At 45.7% G+C, this 19,799-nt stretch carries 15 protein-coding genes; 8 read left to right on the forward strand and 7 right to left on the reverse strand.

Annotated features, from left to right (window positions below):
• Positions 1 to 8: 8 nt before the first annotated feature.
• Positions 9 to 395 carry a response regulator gene (locus OKW21_RS23480; RefSeq protein ID WP_277484177.1) on the reverse strand — a complete coding sequence of 129 codons (387 nt, stop codon included), beginning with the start codon at positions 393 to 395 and terminating at the stop codon, positions 9 to 11.
• Between the two features lie 344 nt (positions 396 to 739).
• On the opposite strand from OKW21_RS23480, the gene OKW21_RS23485 reads away from it, so the two are divergent.
• Positions 740 to 1,690 carry an SMP-30/gluconolactonase/LRE family protein gene (locus OKW21_RS23485; RefSeq protein ID WP_277484179.1) on the forward strand — a complete coding sequence of 317 codons (951 nt, stop codon included), beginning with the start codon at positions 740 to 742 and terminating at the stop codon, positions 1,688 to 1,690.
• A 12-nt stretch (positions 1,691 to 1,702) separates the two neighbouring features.
• Positions 1,703 to 2,245 carry a DinB family protein gene (locus OKW21_RS23490; protein WP_277484181.1) on the forward strand — a complete coding sequence of 181 codons (543 nt, stop codon included), beginning with the start codon at positions 1,703 to 1,705 and terminating at the stop codon, positions 2,243 to 2,245.
• Between the two features lie 149 nt (positions 2,246 to 2,394).
• Here the strand turns inward: OKW21_RS23490 and pbpC are convergent, their stop codons facing one another.
• On the reverse strand, positions 2,395 to 4,770 hold the full coding sequence (gene pbpC, locus OKW21_RS23495) for a penicillin-binding protein 1C (RefSeq protein WP_277484184.1): 2,376 nt from the start codon (positions 4,768 to 4,770) through the stop codon (positions 2,395 to 2,397).
• A 114-nt stretch (positions 4,771 to 4,884) separates the two neighbouring features.
• Here pbpC and OKW21_RS23500 point away from each other — a divergent pair, with 114 nt between their 5' ends.
• Positions 4,885 to 6,015 carry a hypothetical protein gene (locus tag OKW21_RS23500; protein ID WP_277484186.1) on the forward strand — a complete coding sequence of 377 codons (1,131 nt, stop codon included), beginning with the start codon at positions 4,885 to 4,887 and terminating at the stop codon, positions 6,013 to 6,015.
• Positions 6,016 to 6,101: 86 nt separating this feature from the next.
• A complete protein-coding gene (locus tag OKW21_RS23505) occupies positions 6,102 to 7,691 on the forward strand; it encodes an N-acyl-D-amino-acid deacylase family protein (protein WP_277484188.1) in 1,590 nt (529 codons plus the stop codon).
• A gap of 622 nt (positions 7,692 to 8,313) precedes the next feature.
• Here the strand turns inward: OKW21_RS23505 and OKW21_RS23510 are convergent.
• Both OKW21_RS23510 and OKW21_RS23515 read right to left on the reverse strand, forming a co-directional pair.
• Complete coding sequence (locus OKW21_RS23510) at positions 8,314 to 9,717, reverse strand: M20/M25/M40 family metallo-hydrolase (RefSeq protein ID WP_277484191.1); 1,404 nt, start codon at positions 9,715 to 9,717, stop codon at positions 8,314 to 8,316.
• A gap of 208 nt (positions 9,718 to 9,925) precedes the next feature.
• A complete protein-coding gene (locus OKW21_RS23515) occupies positions 9,926 to 10,369 on the reverse strand; it encodes a hypothetical protein (RefSeq protein WP_277484194.1) in 444 nt (147 codons plus the stop codon).
• A 110-nt stretch (positions 10,370 to 10,479) separates the two neighbouring features.
• Here OKW21_RS23515 and OKW21_RS23520 point away from each other — a divergent pair, with 110 nt between their 5' ends.
• A complete protein-coding gene (locus OKW21_RS23520) occupies positions 10,480 to 11,271 on the forward strand; it encodes a glycoside hydrolase family 16 protein (protein ID WP_277484197.1) in 792 nt (263 codons plus the stop codon).
• A 15-nt stretch (positions 11,272 to 11,286) separates the two neighbouring features.
• Here the strand turns inward: OKW21_RS23520 and OKW21_RS23525 are convergent, their stop codons facing one another.
• The 3 genes from OKW21_RS23525 to OKW21_RS23535 all read right to left on the reverse strand — a co-directional run bounded on the left by OKW21_RS23525 (position 11,287) and on the right by OKW21_RS23535 (position 15,323).
• The gene (locus OKW21_RS23525; RefSeq protein ID WP_277484199.1) at positions 11,287 to 11,784 is read right to left on the reverse strand and encodes a VOC family protein; all 498 of its coding nucleotides are present in this window, start codon (positions 11,782 to 11,784) and stop codon (positions 11,287 to 11,289) included.
• 372 nt (positions 11,785 to 12,156) lie between these two features.
• On the reverse strand, positions 12,157 to 14,763 hold the full coding sequence (locus OKW21_RS23530; protein ID WP_277484201.1) for a DUF5686 and carboxypeptidase regulatory-like domain-containing protein: 2,607 nt from the start codon (positions 14,761 to 14,763) through the stop codon (positions 12,157 to 12,159).
• A 35-nt stretch (positions 14,764 to 14,798) separates the two neighbouring features.
• Complete coding sequence (locus OKW21_RS23535) at positions 14,799 to 15,323, reverse strand: hypothetical protein (protein WP_277484203.1); 525 nt, start codon at positions 15,321 to 15,323, stop codon at positions 14,799 to 14,801.
• A gap of 235 nt (positions 15,324 to 15,558) precedes the next feature.
• On the opposite strand from OKW21_RS23535, the gene OKW21_RS23540 reads away from it, so the two are divergent.
• The 3 genes from OKW21_RS23540 (at position 15,559) to OKW21_RS23550 (ending at position 19,755) form a co-directional block, all read left to right on the forward strand.
• A complete protein-coding gene (locus tag OKW21_RS23540) occupies positions 15,559 to 15,972 on the forward strand; it encodes a hypothetical protein (RefSeq protein WP_277484205.1) in 414 nt (137 codons plus the stop codon).
• A 137-nt stretch (positions 15,973 to 16,109) separates the two neighbouring features.
• Positions 16,110 to 16,364, forward strand: coding sequence for a DUF7218 family protein (locus tag OKW21_RS23545; RefSeq protein ID WP_277484207.1), 255 nt, complete (start codon positions 16,110 to 16,112; stop codon positions 16,362 to 16,364).
• A 235-nt stretch (positions 16,365 to 16,599) separates the two neighbouring features.
• A complete protein-coding gene (locus OKW21_RS23550) occupies positions 16,600 to 19,755 on the forward strand; it encodes a hypothetical protein (RefSeq protein WP_277484208.1) in 3,156 nt (1,051 codons plus the stop codon).
• Positions 19,756 to 19,799: the final 44 nt, after the last annotated feature.

Raw genomic sequence — 19,799 nt, forward strand, 5'->3', positions numbered from 1 at the left:
CCTGCTAACTAATGCTCCAATACAATCTTGGAAAGCTTTGCCCGGTTCAGGGGCTTGGTAATATACTCATAAATGCAACTGAAGCTAAGTGCACGCTCTTTATCTGCCTCACTAATTGAGCTGCTTAGCATATAAACCCGGGTGTCTTCGTGTTTTTTCCAAAACTTATGTTCATACCTTTCCAGAAACTCATAGCCATCCATTTCAGGCATATTGATGTCTACAAAAATCAGATCAGGGTATATTTCTTTTCCTTCCGCATCCTGTAAATATTCCAGTGCCGACCACCCTCCATCCTTGATTTCATATTCGTGAATAAAATCAGTCCGACTCAGGATCGCATCTACTGTGAAATTATTTATTTCGTCGTCGTCAATAACCAGCACTCGTGTCATAAAAAGTTAAAATAGATAGTAATTTATTATCAGGTGATTTCATCCCTATCAAAAGTCTGCAAAAAATGAGTATTTTCTCAAATTAAACATAATATATCCATAAATCAATACAACTGAACATATTAAAAAGCCTCAAAATACACCATGTTTTTATGAGTTTTTTCTAAGCACTGTCTATCATATGCCAAGATTTGAATGCTTATGGGCAAATGACGTATGTTAACCGCCCTTATTTATTTAAGCACATTATTTATTTACCCCTGCAAAAAGACGCGCTACTTTGTCAGAATAATTTATTTTCTATAACCTTGTAACTACTGTCAATAGTGAACATACCTATTCTTATGAGAAAACAAATCAGCTGGAGTCTATATGTACTCATTTGTATAATGAGCGCATGCTCACCTAATCATGAAACTACTACTATGGAGGCAACACTTTTATTTGAGAATACCGCCTTACTGGGAGAAGGGCCGATCTGGAACCATGAAACCCAGCAACTCTACTGGGTAGACATAGAAAAAAGACAGCTCCACTTATATACTCCTGAAATCAATAAAGACAACTTTTTTTCTACAGGAGAGCGTGTGGGAACAGTAGTCCCAATTGAAAGTGGAGGGGCATTGGTTGCTCTGGAAAACGGGATACATAGCATGGACCTTCAGGATGGCAAACTCACCTTCATTGCCAATCCACTGGAAGATAGCATTCGTTTTAATGATGGAAAATGTGATCCGCTCGGTCGTTTCTGGGTAGGCTCTATGCATCTAAAAGGTAAAAAAGGCGCCGCGTCCTTATATAGGATGGATCAAGATCAGCAAATCACGCAAAAACTGGATAGCGTTACCATCTCTAATGGCATCATCTGGTCGCTGGATAACACTACCATGTACTACATTGATACGCCTACCCGACAGGTAAAAGCATTTGACTACGATATTGAAAGCGGAGAAATTTCTTCTCCCCGGGTAGTGATCAACGTACCGCAGGAAAATGGGGCCCCTGACGGTATGACCATTGACGAAGAAGGCATGTTATGGATAGGACACTGGGGAGGCGGCATGGTAGGCCGCTATAATCCGGAAACGGGTGAAATGGTGCAAAAGATAGATGTCCCTGCCTTAAACGTAACTGCTTGTGCCTTTGGAGGAGAAAACTTAGACAAACTATATATCACTACTGCCAGCATTGGCATGAGCGAAGAACAAATGGAGGAATACCCTCAGGCAGGCGGATTGTTTGTGGCAGAGCCTGGTGTGAGAGGAGTACCTGCGGATTTCTATCGCGGACTATAATAATAAGTCAACATGAAAAGAACATTTTTAGTGGCCCTGATTTTAAGCGTGCTTTTTTTACCGGAAGGATTTGCCCAAACCGAAATTGCTTTGGAGAACGAGTTTGCTGATGACTTTTATCCGGTATGGCAACGTGCCGGTGAATACCTACTGGAAGTAGCAGAGGCCATGCCCGCTGAACTTTATGCTTATCAGCCTACTGAAGAGATTTTCACTTTTGCGGAACAACTGATGCACACTGCTGCAAATATCTATTTTCTGAATGCTACCTACATCCAGGATGAAGACATGGCAGATTTTGACCTGGAAGCAGAAGGAAAGAGCAAAGAGGAAATCATGCAGATCCTGAGAGAGGCTATTGCCACAGTGGACACTTCTTATCATGCATTGGCAGCAGGTGAAGAAAACGAGCCTGTCAACCTCTTCAACCGAATTGAAACCAATAAAAAAAGAGTGCTTATGCTTATGCGCGACCATATGACGCACCATCGGGGGCAGCTTGTGATTTACCTGCGCATGAATGGTATACAGCCTCCGGCTTACGTGGGTTGGTAAGCCCTCAAAAGATCGGGCAGATTTTTTCCTCCTGCCTACTCCTGGCCTGTGTCTTCACAGAATTCCTTAGAGAGCTTTGAAGGCTTATGATGATGCTCAGTGTTCTTACAGGAGACTTCAGGCATGTAAAAGCTGACAAAGCTACCTGCTTACCTGAGCTCAGGGCTGCTTTGCGCTTTCCCTAAGATGGTAAATGTACGCTCCAGCTTTTCGCCCTGCTCATCTACCAGTGTAAGGGTATGCTGCCCTGGCTCGGGACTTAAACCCATCTGATGTTGATCTTGTGTCATTCCTACATATTCACCATCCAGATGCCAGTAAATGCTGGCCTTCGGGTCACGGTGGGCTGCATCAAATATAGATTTACCTCGCTTGCCATTCAGTTCGGTAGGCACATAGATACGGGCATTCTCGTAGGGATAAATAAGCTGTAATGCCAAATGCTGATTCAGCGACTGGCAATCCGTTCGGAATGGTGGTAATTTGCGATAGGCAGGATGATGCCTGCGGTAATACCACTCCTGTACCGCCGGTAACACAAACCAGCTTTCGTGCTGCATCTCCCCTACCGTTGCGCATTCGCTATGTATACGATATTTACCCTCACCATCCAGGTGCACCAGTTGATGATAATCACATAGCGCTGACTTCAATCCTGCCCTAGGAATATCCATGCGAACGGTATCCCTACAGTTTCTGGCAGCACGATAACCACTTTGCCTACTAATCAACGTACTGGCCATATCGCTTCCCGGATAGTTAAACCAATCAGATTCTGGCAGGAGTTGCACTATGTCAAACAAGACTGGTGCTGCGGCAGATAAACCGGTAAGTCCAGGACGACCTTCCCCATCAGCATTGCCCACCCAAACGCCTACTACATAGCGAGAACTCAAACCTATCGCCCAGGCATCACGGAAGCCAAAGGAGGTTCCTGTCTTCCAGGCCAGTTTGGTAGAGGAATCAAAATACTCCCAGCCACTTTCGTTAGCGGGCCGCCTTACCTTGGCCATTGCTTCCAGGGTATACCATATGGCTCCTGCATCCAACAGTCCATGCTCCTGCCTTTTTACATCCGCCTCTATTGCTTCACTTAGTTGATAAGTGGGAGCATGATAGTCTGCCAGAGCATATCTCTTAGGCTCGGGATATTTGAAATAATGATTCATAGTACGAGCCATACTGGCATACATGCCGCTCAGATCCCAGAGGGTAGCTTCTGCTCCTCCCAGTATCAGGCTTAAGCCATAATAAGCGGGGGCTTGGTTTAATGTAGTCATGCCCATACGCCGGAGTTGAAAATGAAATTTCTCAATGCCATAATCCCTGAGCATATGTACTGCCGGTATGTTGAGTGATCGTGCCAATGCCTCATCGGCAGCTACGGCCCCATCATAGGTTTCATCAAAGTTTTTGGGAACAAAGCCATCAATATAGGTAGGCACATCGGGTACCAGCGCATAGGGCAGCAGGCTACCTTCGTGCAGCATGGCCGCGTATAAAAAGGGCTTGAGAATACTGCCGGTGCTGCGCTTAGCAGTAATAATATCTACCGAAGCAGCATGCTCGCCTCCATTTTCAGGCCTGGTATTCCCTACATAAGCGATAGCCTCTCCACTTTTGACATCCAGCACCACTGCCGCTGCATTGTAGATGCCATTACCTTTCAGCTTCTGATGATGCTGCGCAATGATCTGATTAATTTGCTGCTGTAGAGGAGGTGAAATACTGGAACGCACCCGCTTACCTTCAAAACCTTCCTGCCGGATGCGGGTCAGCAGATGGGGGGCTAGGGTGGGCAAGGCATTGGGTCTGCCTGGCAAAGGTTCACGCTTAGCCAGCACATTGCTCAAAGAATCTATTACCCCTTTACTGTAAAGCTTATCCAGCAGCCGGTTGCGCTTGCGCATCAGTTCAGGAGAATTTTTACCGGGATATACCAAAGAAGGACTGTTGGGAAGTACTGCCAGCGTAGCGGTTTCCCCCCAGGACAATTGCTCCGGATGCCTTCCGAAATAGCGCCAGGCCGCAGCTTCCAGTCCTACGATATTACCCCCAAAGGGAGCGTGAGCAGCATATAGTGCCAGAATTTCATTTTTGGAATATGCCAGTTCTAAACGCGTAGCCAGTATGATTTCTTTGAGCTTTTCCCATACGGTTCTGGCCTGCCCATTGCGGGACAAGCGGATCACCTGCATGGTTAAAGTACTGCCGCCACTGACTACCCTGCCTGTCTCTATATTTTGCCGGGCAGCACGTACTAAGGAAAAAGGGTTAATGCCGGGATGTAATTCAAAATAATCATCTTCAAAAGCGATGATCGCTTCTTTGAACTTAGGAGGCACTGTATCTGAAAGAGGAAAGCGCCACTGCCCGTCTGATGCGATGGCTGCACCCAGCAGTTGCCCGTTCCTGGCTTCCAAGACCGTAGAATATACCGGCCTGAAAAGCGGATCAGGCAAAGCCCAATAATAACCTAAAGCGGCTATCAGGAGTACAATAAAGCCAGATACTTTTAATCTCATTTGGATATGTATATTCCCCTATGCCAAATTTTTTAATAATAAACTGTAAGCTTGCCGCCCTATTGTCTATTTTCAGGGTTAAATTAATATATAAGCTTGATGCAAACTTAGCGTATGCATAAAGAAAAAGAAATAAAGGACACTACAGAACAAGATCAGCAGAAAGAAGAGGTCATCCGTCAGCTTAAGAAGATGGATAATCCTTTGCTGTTTCGCCGTGTCAAAGCGGTGCTGAATGAAGTAGATACACTTGATCGGATCCAGCATGTTCCTACCATACAACAACTTATAGAAGAAGAGCAGAATGAGGATTTTCAGATTCGCAACCATCAGCACATCAATAATGATAGTGCCTTAAAGACCTATGACGCACGCTCGGCTCAGCCCATGTTTTATCTGGGCGTACTGAGCCTGCTGCTGATTGGCGCGCTGGTGACTGCTTTTACTGAAGAGGAGCTCTCTCCTATCTTCCAGGCGTTTCTGCCCTGGCTTATCGGGCTGAGTGGCTTGGTGTACCTCCTCTTTGCCGTGGATCTGGGTCTTCTCTTTTATATGCGTCATAGAAGTAAAGAGCGCATGAACAGTCCGGAAAAAAGAAGGCGTCTGCTTACCCTGCTTTTTCCTCCTCTGCGTATCGGTTCGCGCGATATTAGCCGGGGCTGCTACATCTGGATTCCAGTTTGGCACTGGAGCAAAGTAAACGAAGGTTTATTTACAGAACTTAAAAGACGTTTTGTACTACCTATGATCGGCATTGCTCTGCTGATTGTACCGGTACTCATCATTGAATGGAAGTTTCTGGGAGAGATAAAGCAAGAGATGCCTGACCTCAAGATTGACCTCATCCTGGATTCGGTACAAACTTTTATCTGGTGTGCTTTTACCTTTGAGTTTATCCTGATGATCTCCATCAGCAATCGTAAGCTTCCCTATGTGAAAAAGAACTGGATTGACCTGCTCATCATACTGCTGCCTTTTGTTTCTTTCCTGCGTACACTTCGCATCTCCCAGATTGCCCGCCTCAAGTACGCCACCCGCTCCTTCAAGCTAAGAGGAGTGATCACCAAAGCCCGGCAGGGACTGATCTTCGTAGATTTCTTGCAAAGGCTCTTTCGCCTGCGGCCTGAAACAGAGCTTAAGCGCCTGTACCGCCTGCTCAGGGAAAACCAACGCGACCGCGAGGCCCTGCAGGAAAAACTTATCGAAGTCGTAAAGCTGATGGAAAAGAATCAGAAGAGGAAGTAAGGATTTACAAAAATGCGCTTAGAATTGTAGAAAAGCTCCAAAATAAATAAGTTAGGAAGCTCTATATCCTAATCAATAATCTGCAAATGCGTAATCTTTTTCCGCTGCTTTTCTCTTTGTTTATTCTTTTGTGTTGCTACTGCCAACCTGCTCCAGAATTTGATATCATCATCCGCAATGGGTTGGTATACGATGGCAGTCTTGCCCCTCCGTCCTCCATGGACCTTGCTATCAAAGGCGATAAAATCGTACAAATAGGTGATTTGCAGGGAGAAACTGCCCGACGTGAGATTGATGCTGAGGGACTGGCTGTAGCACCTGGTTTCATTGACCTGCATGTACACATGAATGCCCTGCTGGATGTACCGGAAAATGAAAGCACGCTCCGCCAGGGCGTAACCACCGCGCTGGGCGGCCCTGACGGACGAGGCCCCTGGCCTCTCAACCAATATCTGGATACGGTAGAGCGGGTAGGTACCGGCATTAATGTGGCGTACCTGCTGGGACATAATACCGTACGTCAAAATGTGATGGGCCTGGAAAACCGTGCCCCCAGTCCGGAAGAGCTGGAGAGTATGAAAGTACAGGTAGCTCAGGGAATGCAGGAAGGGGCTTTTGGCATATCTACAGGCTTAAAATATATACCGGGAGCCTTCTCTGAAGTAGAGGAGGTCATTGCCTTATCCCAGGTAGCTGGCCAATACGGAGGTTTTTATACCTCTCATCTCAGAGAAGAAGGATTGGGAGTAATAGAAGCCGTACAGGAAGCCATCACCATCTCCGAAAAGGCTGCTATTCCCGTAGTACTCACCCACCATAAGGTAATGGGACCTGCCATGTGGGGAGGCAGTGTACAAACCCTCGCACTGGTAGACTCTGCCAGGAAATCAGGTCTTGACATTATGATGGACCAATATCCTTATACAGCCAGCCAAACCGGACTCTCAGTGCTTTTTCCCGCATGGTGTATGTCGGGTGGCGGAGATGCTTTCCTGAAAACCATAGAAAACCCGGTGCTCCGCGATAGTGTAAAGCAGGGAATAATTTATAACATCGTAAAAAACCGTACCGGAGGAGATCTCAAACGTATCCAGTTTGCCAAAGTAAAATGGCAGCCCGATCTGGAAGGCAAAACTTTGCACGACTGGCTTTTGAGGCGCAAACTGAAACCTACGGTAGAAAATGCTGCCGAACTTGTCATTGAAGCACAGTCCCAAGGAGGCTGTACTGTTATTTACCATGTGATGGAACAGGAAGATGTAGACCGCATCATGCAGCATCCACAGACCATGATTGCCTCCGACGGTCAGCTGGCCAGCTTTGGAGAAGGTCACCCTCACCCCCGGTGGTACGGCACTTTTCCCAGAGTAATTGGTCATTATGCCAGGGAGCGGAACATCATCACGATGGAAGAGGCAATTCATAAGATGACGCAAATGCCTGCTGACCGCATGGGGCTGAAAGACAGAGGCCGTATACAGGAAAATGCTTTTGCCGATCTCGTAATTTTTGACCCTGCTACGATTAAAGATCAGGCTACTTTTGAAAAACCCCATCAGTACCCTGCAGGTATGCTTTATGTGATGGTCAATGGTCAGCTGGCAGTTGATGAAGGTGCATTTACCCGACAGAGAGCCGGAAAGGTACTTAGAGGTCCTGCCTATCAGCCTGAGTAAAAGCATAGTGGCCATGCGAAAAATGGTAAATGATGTCTTGGCTGCTTACTCTTCCAGTATCATTGCCCAGAAAGCTTATTGTATCGATAACCTTTACTAAACAATGAGTTAACCTGCATGCACTACCTTTAGCATACTTTCATCAGCCAATTAAAGTTATTTAAAATGCTATTTTAAAGGCAGCTTTCTCTGAGGGCTGCTTTTATTTTTTGGTAATGCTATGGTAACGCTGAGTTAACAATCCAGATATAACTTTGTACGCTTATAAGGAATATAATTTATGTGAAAGTATAAAGGCAGGTACAGTTATGTACCTGTTTTTTTACCTTTTCTTATACCTTATACCCTGAGTCTAGTTGAGACACAAACCACCTTCATTATTCGTTTTATACCCTTCTATATTCATTCATTTTTCCCGCTACATGCTATACCCCCTGATCCTAAAGCTTCCAGTTTTTGAGGATGGTTTTTGAGGGCCGCTCGTGCTGAGAAATGAAACTTTTTAAGCAGGGTTTTCAACTGTTGTATGGCATTAATAGCTCCTGGTAAGTAATGCCTAGAGCAGGCACGCGTTACACTGCGTTAAACGCGCGCTTGATTTATTCATAGCAACAGCTGTCAATTATTTCCCCCGCTGATCTTCGTACAAGCCCTGACTATCTATTAGGTAAACCAGAGAAGACATGGCAGCAGCACCCAGCAGCAATTCACGGCGGTTGACAATCTCAAATACATCCTGAGCAGAATGGTGCATGTCAAAATAGCGCTGAGAGTCAGGGCGTAAGCCTATCAGCTCTACTCCTTGTGGTTTGAGGGCGCTAATATCTGCTCCGCTCCCCCCTTTGTTAAACTTATGCAGATCATAGGGTGCTAACAGAGGAGCCCAGCTTTGTATGCGTTCGTAAGCTTCGTCGCTCACATCCATGCTAAAACCCCGGGGCGTAAAGCCTCCTGCATCTGACTCAATGGCGGCATAATGTTTTTCACTATTCTCTTCAGCCAGCTCAGCATATTTCTTACCTCCGGCAAGGCCATTCTCTTCATTGGCAAAGAGTACCGCTCTGATACTGCGCTTAGGTTCGTAGCCTATGGCTTTGAGGGTACGCAGTACTTCTATGGAGTGTACTACTCCGGCACCATCATCATGTGCGCCTTCCGCCAGATCCCAGGAGTCCAGGTGTCCCCCTACTACAATATATTCTTCAGGTTTTTCAGTGCCTGTAATTTCTCCTATCACATTGTAGGAGATTTCATCTTCCAGCATCTGGCAGTGGGTTTCAAAATAGAAGTCAAGCTCAGGGTCGTCTTTGAGCAGGTCACTCAACAGATCAGCATCATTGGTACTGATGGCGATGGCAGGGATTTTAGGTACATTAAAAGTATAGACGGTACTTCCGGTATGCGGATAATCATCAAAATCAGTAGAGAGTGATCGTACCATCGCGCCGACTGCGCCATATTTGGCGGCTTCAGAGGGGCCACCTCGTCGCTGATTCCCTGCCATACCGTAGGCGGTTCCGGTCTGTATCTGCGTCTGGTCCATAGGGCGGTTGAAGAACACAATTTTGCCTTCTACTTGCTCACGCCCCAAGGCTTTCAACTCTTCAAAGTTCTGTACTTCCACCACTTCGGCTACGATGCCTTCGGGGCCAGTGCCTACCGCATTGCCCAGGGCAGTGATATTCATTTCCTGAGTACCCAGTTTTTTGGAATTGACGATACGGGCAATCTCCTTCTCTCCTCTTACCCAGTGAGGAACGGTTACTTCCTGAAGAAAAACTTTATCAAAGCCATATGCTTCCATCAGTTGCTTACCCCACTCTACAGCAGCGGCATTTTGCGGAGAACCGGCAACTCGTCCTCCTATATTTTTGCAGAGGTAACGCAGGTTTTCATAGGCTTCGCCTTGTGTCAAAGTTTCATCATAGATGCTACGGATCATTTCAGATTCCTCTTCTTGCTGGGCGAATACAACTGAGGAACAGCAAAATAAAAAAAACAAAAGTACTAATCGGCTAGGTTTCATAGGATAGTGTTATGGTTCGTGGTGTTATAGTTTTTAGTGTTTTGGTGGTCAAAGTTCGTGGTGTTATATAATAATTAAGGTTCTGGGTGTAATAACCCCCGCGACGCGTTGCGATCGTATTATGGTTTAATGAAATTATAGTTTTAGATTGGCGTAGTCTTGGTTAACAGAGTCTTAATTTTCAATCTGTAATTTGCAATTTTCAAATTCAATCTACTAACTCAGCATCTTTCAGGATGTACATCATACGGTCGGGATCGTCGGGATTCAGTTCAAGCCGGCCTCTTACTTTGATGGTTTCATTGGTCAGTTCTACCGACTCCTGAGTAAACACCTCCATAACTGTCTCCGGTCCCGCTCCTCCGCAGAAGAAGCAGGCGGCGATAGGCAAAGATGAGAGGATAAAATACTTGGGTCCCAGGTAGACTTCATAAGGAATCATATATCCTTCTACTGTGATGGTCTTACCGTCCAGGCTTTTTGCTTTACCACCAAACACCGGATAAGATACTTCATAGCCCTCAGCTTCATCATAGCGGTCTTTGATCTCTACATCAGACAAAAGCTTCCAGGGATTTGCAGAAGATTGGGCATAGAGATCAATACTAATAATACAGAATAATAAGCAAAGGTATCGGCTGGCAATCAACATGATCTTCTTTTATATTCACTAAATGGCTAATTTAATAATAAAAACTATAGACTTGACAGTGAGACTGATACATTTTTTGTAGTTTTTCAGACAGATACAACCTAAATACAATGAACAGATTTTTGATTTTACATCTGATTGCTACACTATTTATTTTCCTGCAATGTGCCGAGGCACAGGAAAATATGCAGTTGGTTTGGTCGGACGAGTTTGAAGAAGATGGTAAGCCTGACCCACAGAAGTGGGTTTATGATACCGGTGGGCACGGCTGGGGTAACCACGAACTACAGTACTACACAGAAGCAGACCCTGACAATGTGCAGGTGAAAGATGGTCATCTGATCATTACGGCGCGGCAGGAAAACTTTCAGGATAACAGCTATACTTCCGCCAAGCTGGTAACTCGCGGCCGTGCTGACTGGCAGTATGGTAGGATAGAAGTAAGCGCTCGCCTTCCGGAAGGTAAAGGCACCTGGCCGGCCATCTGGATGCTGCCGGATGTGGAAAAGCTCAACTGGCCCCGCGATGGTGATATAGACATTATGGAACATGTGGGCTTTGATCCGGGAGTAGTGCATGGCACAGTGCATACCGAAGCTTATAATCATACCAAAGGAACACAGGTAGGCAAGCAGATAAAGGTGCCAGACTTCAATGAGTCTTTTCACAAATATGCTATTGAATGGACTCCCGAGAAGATTGAGTGGTTTCTGGATGGAGCGCTATACCACAGCTTTGAAAATAAAGGGAATGAAGCCGCCTGGCCATTTGATAAGCCATTCTACCTCATCCTCAATGTAGCGGTGGGCGGCGACTGGGGGGGAGCTGAGGGCGTAGACGAAGACATCTGGCCCCAAAGCATGGAAGTAGAGTATGTGCGGGTTTACCAAAAGCAGGAGTAAATTAAGCTTGCTCTGCTACTTCAATTCGCTAAGCAGACTTTCTACATCCAGACGGGCGGTATACATGTCCAGGGAGCCGTCAGGTTTCTTAGGCCACTCTTCCCTGGGCCTGTCCCAGTAGAGTTCCACACCGTTTTCGTCAGGGTCATCCAGATAAAGTGCTTCGGAGACTCCATGATCAGCAGCCCCAGTAAAGGGATAGTTAGCATCGCGCAACCTTTGAAATATAAGGGCCAAATCTTTCCGGCTGGGGTAGGCAATGGCGGTATGAAATAGTCCGGGAGCTCTCTTGGGAGCAGGGGGAGCATCTTTGCTGTACCACACATTCAAACCGATATGATGGTGGTATTTCCCGGCAGAGATAAAAGCAGCGTCTTTACCATACTTCATCATTAGTTCAAAACCAAGCAAGCCACAGTAGAAATCCAGAGAGCGTTGAAGAACGGCCACTTTGAGGTGTACATGACCAATACGAGTCTGATCGGGTATTTTATAGTCAGTATTGCGGTTCATGGATTATGAGAGGTTATGAGCGATGTGCTATTCAATCAGGTTTCTCTCTGCTTGCAGCAAGAAGATATAAAATAATAATAAAAGAACAGATTTCCTTTCATTGCAGCAAGCTTATCCACATTTAAGTGCTTGCACTTATAGTGAAAAAGAAATTCCACAGTTGAGCGCAGACAATTCCTCACCAATGTAGAAAACCTTCCCCCAATATTTAGAATTGAGCCTCTGATCTGGCATAAAAAGCGGGTTGGCAAGGTGCTTGTAAATTATCTAATAACTTTTTAAGCTGAATATCACTTTAAATTTTTTAAACTTTTTTCTCATAGATTAGGTAGTGTAGTTAGGGTTTGTCATTATTGGCAAACCTTTTTTTTGTCAGTTGAATAGGTCTTCCAGTGTAGTGGCGATGCCTATTCTCAGCCCGAAATTTTGATATGTGCCATCCTCAAAGTTCGCGACAGCTTCTACCCTTAAAAACCGCAGCACATTATCCAGGCTATAGCCAACTTCCATATAGTGAGGCGACTGATCTGTCTTCAGATAATTGAAAAGGATATTTTCTTTGATGCCTAACAAACGCACCTCAAAGATCTGTGTAAATAGAAATTTGCGGAATTGATAGTAAAAATGGCTTGCCAGATACCTTTCACTGCTACTGTATAAATAATAATCCATCAAGCGAAAGCTACCTACCGGATCACTCATTTGTATGATCGTTTGGTTACCATTAAAGTGCTGGAAATCCATAAAGTAGAGTGACTCATTATTTAGAAAACTGCCGGCATATATATTATAGTCCAGCCGCCCTCTTACGCCTATCTCAAACTGATGCTGTACGCCCACTTCCAGCATATCATAATCTACCTCACTGTTTAGCACATCTGGTATCCCTTTACGATAGCTCAGGCGAAACTCAGGAGAAGAAGGATTGATGACACTTTTCTTTCCGTTTCTGATCCTGTATTTCAGAAAAGGCTTATACTGTATCTGTAATGAAAAACTAGACGCATAATGGCTGGGGAAAGAGGTATCTTCCAGTGATATGTTCGCTGGTGCATTAGGGGTATACACCCTGGCTTCCAGATCTCTCCAGCTATGCGAGGTACTGTTGTAAAGTTGCCTTCGTTTCGCCCATTCCAGCTCCGCCTGCCAGCTCAGCTTATCGCTGATCTTACGCCTCAGTCCCAGTCGCACATAATCCTTTTCATAGATTTTCATGTAGTTCTGCTCATACCAAAGCGTAGTGAAGGTATTAAGGAAAGGATGAATAGGATCTTGGCTGTTAAACTGACTGACATAGCGCCCGCCTTCCAGCTGGAAGTGGGTTTCGCCTAACGAATAATTTACTGCTAACTTTCCGGTTACCTTATCTCTGGCAAAGGCATAACGAGCGGTGGGAGCTATTTGCAAAGACTTTTCAAACATACGAGTACGCAGCACTAAGGGTATGGTGAACTGATAGCCTTCTACTGCATTAAAGTTCAACTCACTCAAAGGGGATTTGTATTCCAGAGAAGTATGTTCACCCAGGTCAATGGTGGTACCGAAGATGACTTTGCCTATACCCAGATGTCTTCTGGGGCGGGAAGTACCACTTTCTTCAGCCTCTTTTTCTTCTTTCTCTACTACCGCCATGCTATCCAGCTTCTGATAGCTATTATTTTCCATGTCGGTAAGGGGCACCGGCCGGATGGAAGCCCAGTAGGTAGAATCCTGCTGGTACGCAGTTGAATCAACCGTCATGCTTCGGTTCTCTACCACATCCGGAGCTTCTTCCCGCTTTTCCAGTTCTTTCTCATAAGCTTTGAGGGTCTTGCGGAGTTCTTTGCGGGTGAAGCGCTTCTGTTCTTTAAATACGCTGGCCGAGTCACCCAGATTGACCTCCTTATCCAGCTTCTCTTCCTTTTCCAGAGCGGCAGCCAGTTCTTTCTCAATCTTCTCATCTACTACGACAAGATCTACCTGAAGATCAGGGTTGAGGGTAATGTCATAGTCGCTTACCGTAGCCAGGTATTTGTATTCCAGGTCAATGCCGAAGATTTTGCCTGTCACTTCAATGTTGTGACTCACCGGCATCCAGACAGCTTCCTGTATAGGCGCATACATTTGCTGCAAACTGATCCTGAAGCCTTGTTTGTAGGTAAACATGTTGACGCTGTGAATGCTCCACAGATCGTCTACAATATAAATATAGCCGTTAAACACATCATCGCCTCGGGAACGAGGTATCACCTGTATTTTATTGACCTCGTGCTTGCGATCCATGAAACTGCCGGCAAACCTGAATTTGTAATAGGCAAAGGCCCGGGGAGAAAGCGGAGAGATCACTCCGGCGAGCTCCGGTTCATACAAGCTGCCATTGATGAAGCCGTTGGGACTGGTATTATTTTCTTCGCCTATGGCTCTTATAGAAATAACTTTTTCTTTGATCGTATTGGGCTGCTCAAAAGTGAGCTCACTTACTGATTCAGTCAGAAAAACCGTTGAGGAATCTACGCCTTCTTTTTTCATGGCATTCTCCAGAAAGAAGGGGACATCTTTTACCCGTCCGGCCCCTTTGATGTAGACTTTAGCCTGATATTTCTGTACCTGCAGGCGATGAAACTTACTCTTGGCGACTGCCTTTCTGATGATGGTATAGGCAGGGTCTTCGGCCCGGGCATTCACCTCTACTTCCTTCAGTTGTATGGCCTGATCAGGCAAGGTGATGTCTAGTGTGACATAAGCGTCTCCAACCTCAATATGCTTTAATACTGAAGCATACCCCAGGTGCTGAAAAACCAGCTCATAGCTACCTGAAGGTAAAGATACTTCATACTTTCCCTGTTCATTGGTACTGGAGCCCGTCTCCAATGCTTTGATGTAAATGGTAGCATAGGGCAGCGGCTCTTCATCCGGGGAATATACTGTACCTTTGATGCCCTGAGCCAGCGTGCTGAAGTTTAACAGCAAGCAAAACCCTATCAGAAAGAAGTATCTCATCTCAGCAAAAATCTCTTAGTGAATCTTCAATTGCTTTATTGATTTTGAAGTTCTAATAAAGCCAATTCTTTCTGATATTCAGCTTCTATTTTATTTAATGCTAACTGTCTTTCTTGTTCAATAGCATGTAGTTTACGGCTGAAATAGGATTCCATAGCATTCAGCTTAGCTTCATATGCTGCTTCCAGTGCTGATAGCTTCAGCGCATACTTTGCTTCTAGTTCCTGATGCTTTTTCTCTAAGTTTGTCCTGAAAACACTTTTTTCTGCTTTACGCTGCAGTTCCCCCAACTCCACTCCTGCTTCCTGCTGCAGACTGTGGTACTCTTTTTCCCCTTCAGCCTGGATTTGATGAATAGAGTCCTCTGCATTTTTTTGCACCGAACTCAGCTTATTCTCATACACCAGCTTCAGAGAGTCTATGGAATACTGCGCCTGAACCTTTAGTTTTTCAAGCTCTAATTGTATAGCTTCACTATCCTTTGGGCTTTGCCCGTAAGATGAGATTGAAAAAGCCAGTAACAGGATGAAAGTAGTATTTGCCCTGATGAGTGTGCTCATAAATTTAAATAGTTTAGTAAACGCTATTGGCTAACCGCTATTTATCACAAGATGCAATAGGACAGCATTTCGTTGCATCTGCTGTTACAAATTATTCTTCCTGTTGACGTAGCCATAAACTTGATTAAAAAAAAATCCAGCTTTTTGAAAAATAATATGAATAGTGCTACTTTGTCCCTGTCGGAAATTTGTTTAGTTAACCGCTTAAAAGCATTATCTAATTTTAGCATCAGTTATGGATAAAAAGAGGATTGTAAAAGATTATGAAAACCTTCCTGAAGAAGTGACCAGCCAGGTCAAAATGACCTACCCCAATGGTTTTGCTGATAACCTGGTGAGTTTTACCAATAAAGATGGGAAACGGGTATCCGCACTTCCTTTTGAAACAGAAGAAATTTATTATCTCATCCGTATGACGGTAACCGAAGCTCACCAGATCATTGAGGATGATGAGGACTATGACGAGGGTACGCTGAGAGATGACTTCGCGGATGATGTCAAAGATGAGGATATCGCTGAGGCAGGAGAAGATGATGAAGATGACGCATCATTCAAGAAGAAAAAGTCTTACGACGATGCTTACGAAATGCATGATGAGGAGGAGGAGGAAGACGAAGACGAAGCTGATGATGACGACGATGACTACTAATTCTATCAGTCTGAGCTGCTTTTAGCAATGGCTTAACTTCCGACTGAAAGTCAGTTTTCTATTAAACTTCATACCCTCTTGCACGTTTATCATAATGTGCTTTTAAACTGATTTTTAACTTTTTAAACTGAACACTTATGACTAAGGATCACGGGCCACAAATCAAAGATGATAAAGTGTATGAAGATCTGAGAGAGAAGGGCTACAGCAAAGAGAAAGCTGCCCGTATCGCCAATTCTGACCGCCATGAAGCTGGTGTAAAAGGAGGTAAAGGCGAGAAATATGAAGAAAGAAGCAAAGAAGAACTTTATCAGAAAGCCAAAGAGGTAGGCATAGAGAACTATAGCAAAATGAATAAGGACGAATTGATAGACGCTTTGCGTAATCACTAGATACTTATTAAGTAATCATATACATACCTTAGTATTTGGATAAGGACGGCTGTACTGCCGTCCTTTTTTTTGGTCATGAGCAGAACATCAGGCGATACTTCTGCATTCAAAACATCCGTAAATATAACCAATTAACAAACTATCTCCTGCGAAAGACTGGCAGCATACACTTATATTTTATTTATTTGGGCACTCTATGGTATAATTAGACTACACTTACTTAATTCCTAAACTTATGAGAAAGCTTTTACTATGCCTGGCTTTAGGGCTTGGCCTGTGGCATATTGCTCCGGCACAGCAGCTGGATATGTCCAGAATAGAAGAGGGAATGGTTCCCCGCAGCATCGGTCCGGCAGGCATGAGCGGCCGGGTTACCGCCATTGATGTGGTAGAGAGTAACCCTGACATCATATACGTGGGTTCCGCTTCCGGTGGCCTCTGGAAGTCTGAAGGAGGCGGCATTGACTGGGAGCCTATTTTTGATGAAGAGTCCGTACTCTCTATTGGAGCCATCGCTATTTTCCAGAAAAACCCCAACATCATTTATGTAGGTACCGGAGAAGGCAATCCCCGTAACAGCCAGTCATCCGGCAAAGGGATGTACAAGTCTATGGATGGCGGCAAAAGCTGGAAACTCCTGGGTCTGGAAAATACCCGCAACATTCACCGCGTTTTTGTGCATCCTGACAATCCAGATATTGTATATGCCGGGGTACAGGGTCCGGCCTGGACCGATACCGAAGAACGTGGTGTCTACAAAAGTACCGACGGGGGAGCAAGCTGGGAAAAGATTCTTTACGTCAACCAACGCACCGGTGTGGGGGATATGGTCATGGACCCCAGCAACCCTGAAAAGCTAATTGTGGGGATGTGGGAATTTCGCCGCTGGCCCTGGTTTTTTAAGTCTGGTGGTGAAGGCTCGGGCATGTACATCACTTATGATGGAGGAGAGAACTGGGAAAAACGAAGCGATGAAGATGGCCTGCCCAAAGGAGAAATTGGCAAAATAGGACTGGCGATAGCTGCCAGCAACCCACAAATAGTTTATGCTTATGTAGAATCCAAAAAAAACGCGATCTATCGCTCCGAGGATGGCGGCTTTACATGGAAGCAAACCGCTACAGAAAATATCGGCAGCCGCCCTTTTTATTATGCTGACCTGGCCGTTGACCCTACCCATGAAAACCGCCTCTACAGTGTAGCTTCCAGCGTGCGTGTCAGTGAAGATGGTGGCAAAAACTTTGAAGTACTGCTGGGCTTTGACAAAATCCACGTAGACCATCATGCCTGGTACATTCATCCCAAAAACTCAGAGTTCATGATTGATGGTAATGACGGAGGGCTGGCGATTACCCGCAATCAGGGCAAAAGCTGGCGCTTTGTGGAGAACCTTCCGCTGGCACAGTTCTACCACATCAACTATGACATGGAAACGCCATACAATGTGATGGGTGGCATGCAGGACAATGGCTCCTGGAGAGGTCCCGCTTATATCTGGCGTGCTGGTGGTATCCGTAATGCCTACTGGGAAGAGGTGGCCTTTGGTGATGGTTTTGATGTAATGCCCGACTCCAGCGATTCCCGCTATCTGTATGCCATGTGGCAGGGCGGAAATCTGCAACGCAGGGATTTAGAGAGCGGTAATGCCAAATACATCAAACCGGCTCACCCTGACGAAGATGTATTCCTGCGCTTCAACTGGGATGCTGCCATCGCGCATGATCCCTTTGAGACACAGACCATCTACTACGGCAGCCAGTTTGTACATAAAAGCACCGACCGTGGTGAGACCTGGGAAGTGATTTCGCCTGACCTGACCACCAATGATACCACCAAACAGAAACAGCTGGAAAGTGGTGGGTTAACCCTGGATGCCACCCAGGCCGAAAATCATACGACCATTACGGCTATCGCTCCCAGCCTGGCACAGCCCGATATCATCTGGGTAGGTACTGATGATGGTAATGTGCAGCTTACGCAGGATGGTGGAGAAAACTGGGAGAACCTGATCGGACGCATCAAAGACTTACCGGAGAATACCTGGGTGCATCAGATTCACGCATCTCAGTACAATGCGGGTGAGGCTTTTGTCGTGTTTGACGACCACAGACGCAACAACTGGACGCCTTATGTGTACCATACGGACGACTTTGGTAAATCATGGACAAGGCTGGTGGATGAAAATGATGCTGATGCTTTCGCGCTTTCTATTGTACAGGACCCGGTAGAACCCAACCTGCTCTTTCTGGGTACGGAAACCGGCTTGTATGTGAGCCTTGACAAAGGGGAGACCTGGACTAAGTGGGGTAAAAACTATCCGCATGCGTCTACTATGGATTTGAAAATTCATCCCCGGGAGCATGACCTCATCATCGGTACATTTGGTAGAGCAGCTTTCATTCTGGATGACATCCGTCCCTTACGGGAAATGGCGCAGCAAGGCAGCAGCATCCTGGATGAGCCTTTGTATGTGTATGAAGCTCCGCTTTCCTATCTGGCTAACTACAAACAAGCTGCCGGAACACGTTTTCAGGGAGATGCTATTTATGATGGGGAAAACCGTCCCTATGGTGCGATGATTACCTACTCTGTAAAGGAAATCCTGAAAAAAGAAGCCGATAGTACTGCCGCGGAAAAAGACAGTGTGCTGGTAGAAGTGCGGGACAGTCAGGATGAGGTGATTCGTACCTTCAAAGCTGAAGTACAGCAAGGGATGAACCGTCTGAGTTGGGACCTCACCCAAAAGGGCGTGCGCGATCCGGATACACCCATGCCTGAAAAGGAGGACGCTCCTGAACCTTCAGGTCTACCGGTATTGCCGGGAGAGTACACTGTGCAGATCACCTATGGCGACTGGCAGAAATCTACACCGGTCAAAGTGTTGCTTGATCCCCGCATAGAACTCAGTCAGGCAGATATGCTTGCCCGCCAGGAAATGGGTGAGCAGTTGATGGAGTACATGCAAAAAGCTACTAAGGCCGTAGATCAGTTGAACGAGGCCAATGCCACAATAGAGCTTATCAATTCGCAGCTTAAAGAGCGGGAAGGCGAAGATGAAAAGCATTTGAAAGAGATGGCTAGAAGCTTGCAGGATACCATCAAGCTATACAAAGAGCGGATTGCACAGAAAGAAGATGTGCAAGGCATTCTGAGAGATCCCCATATCGTAAGTGGAAAGCTGGGAGCAGCCGGCAGCTATTTTGAGTCATTCTGGCACTCTCCCAATGAGACACAAAACATCGTGCTAAGTCATGTGAAAGACAGTCTGGAAGAACCGCTGGCCAAAGTCAATGCCTTCTTTGCCGGTCCATGGGAAGATTATCAACAGGCCGTTAAGCGAGCCGAGATCACTTTCTTCAAAGAATTTGAAAACATAGGCATGGAAGATTAAGCAAAGAAAGACGGCTGTGATGGTCGTCCTTCTTTATTTGTGGC

The organism is Catalinimonas alkaloidigena (assembly GCF_029504655.1).
Classification (GTDB): Bacteria; Bacteroidota; Bacteroidia; order Cytophagales; family Cyclobacteriaceae; genus Catalinimonas; species Catalinimonas alkaloidigena.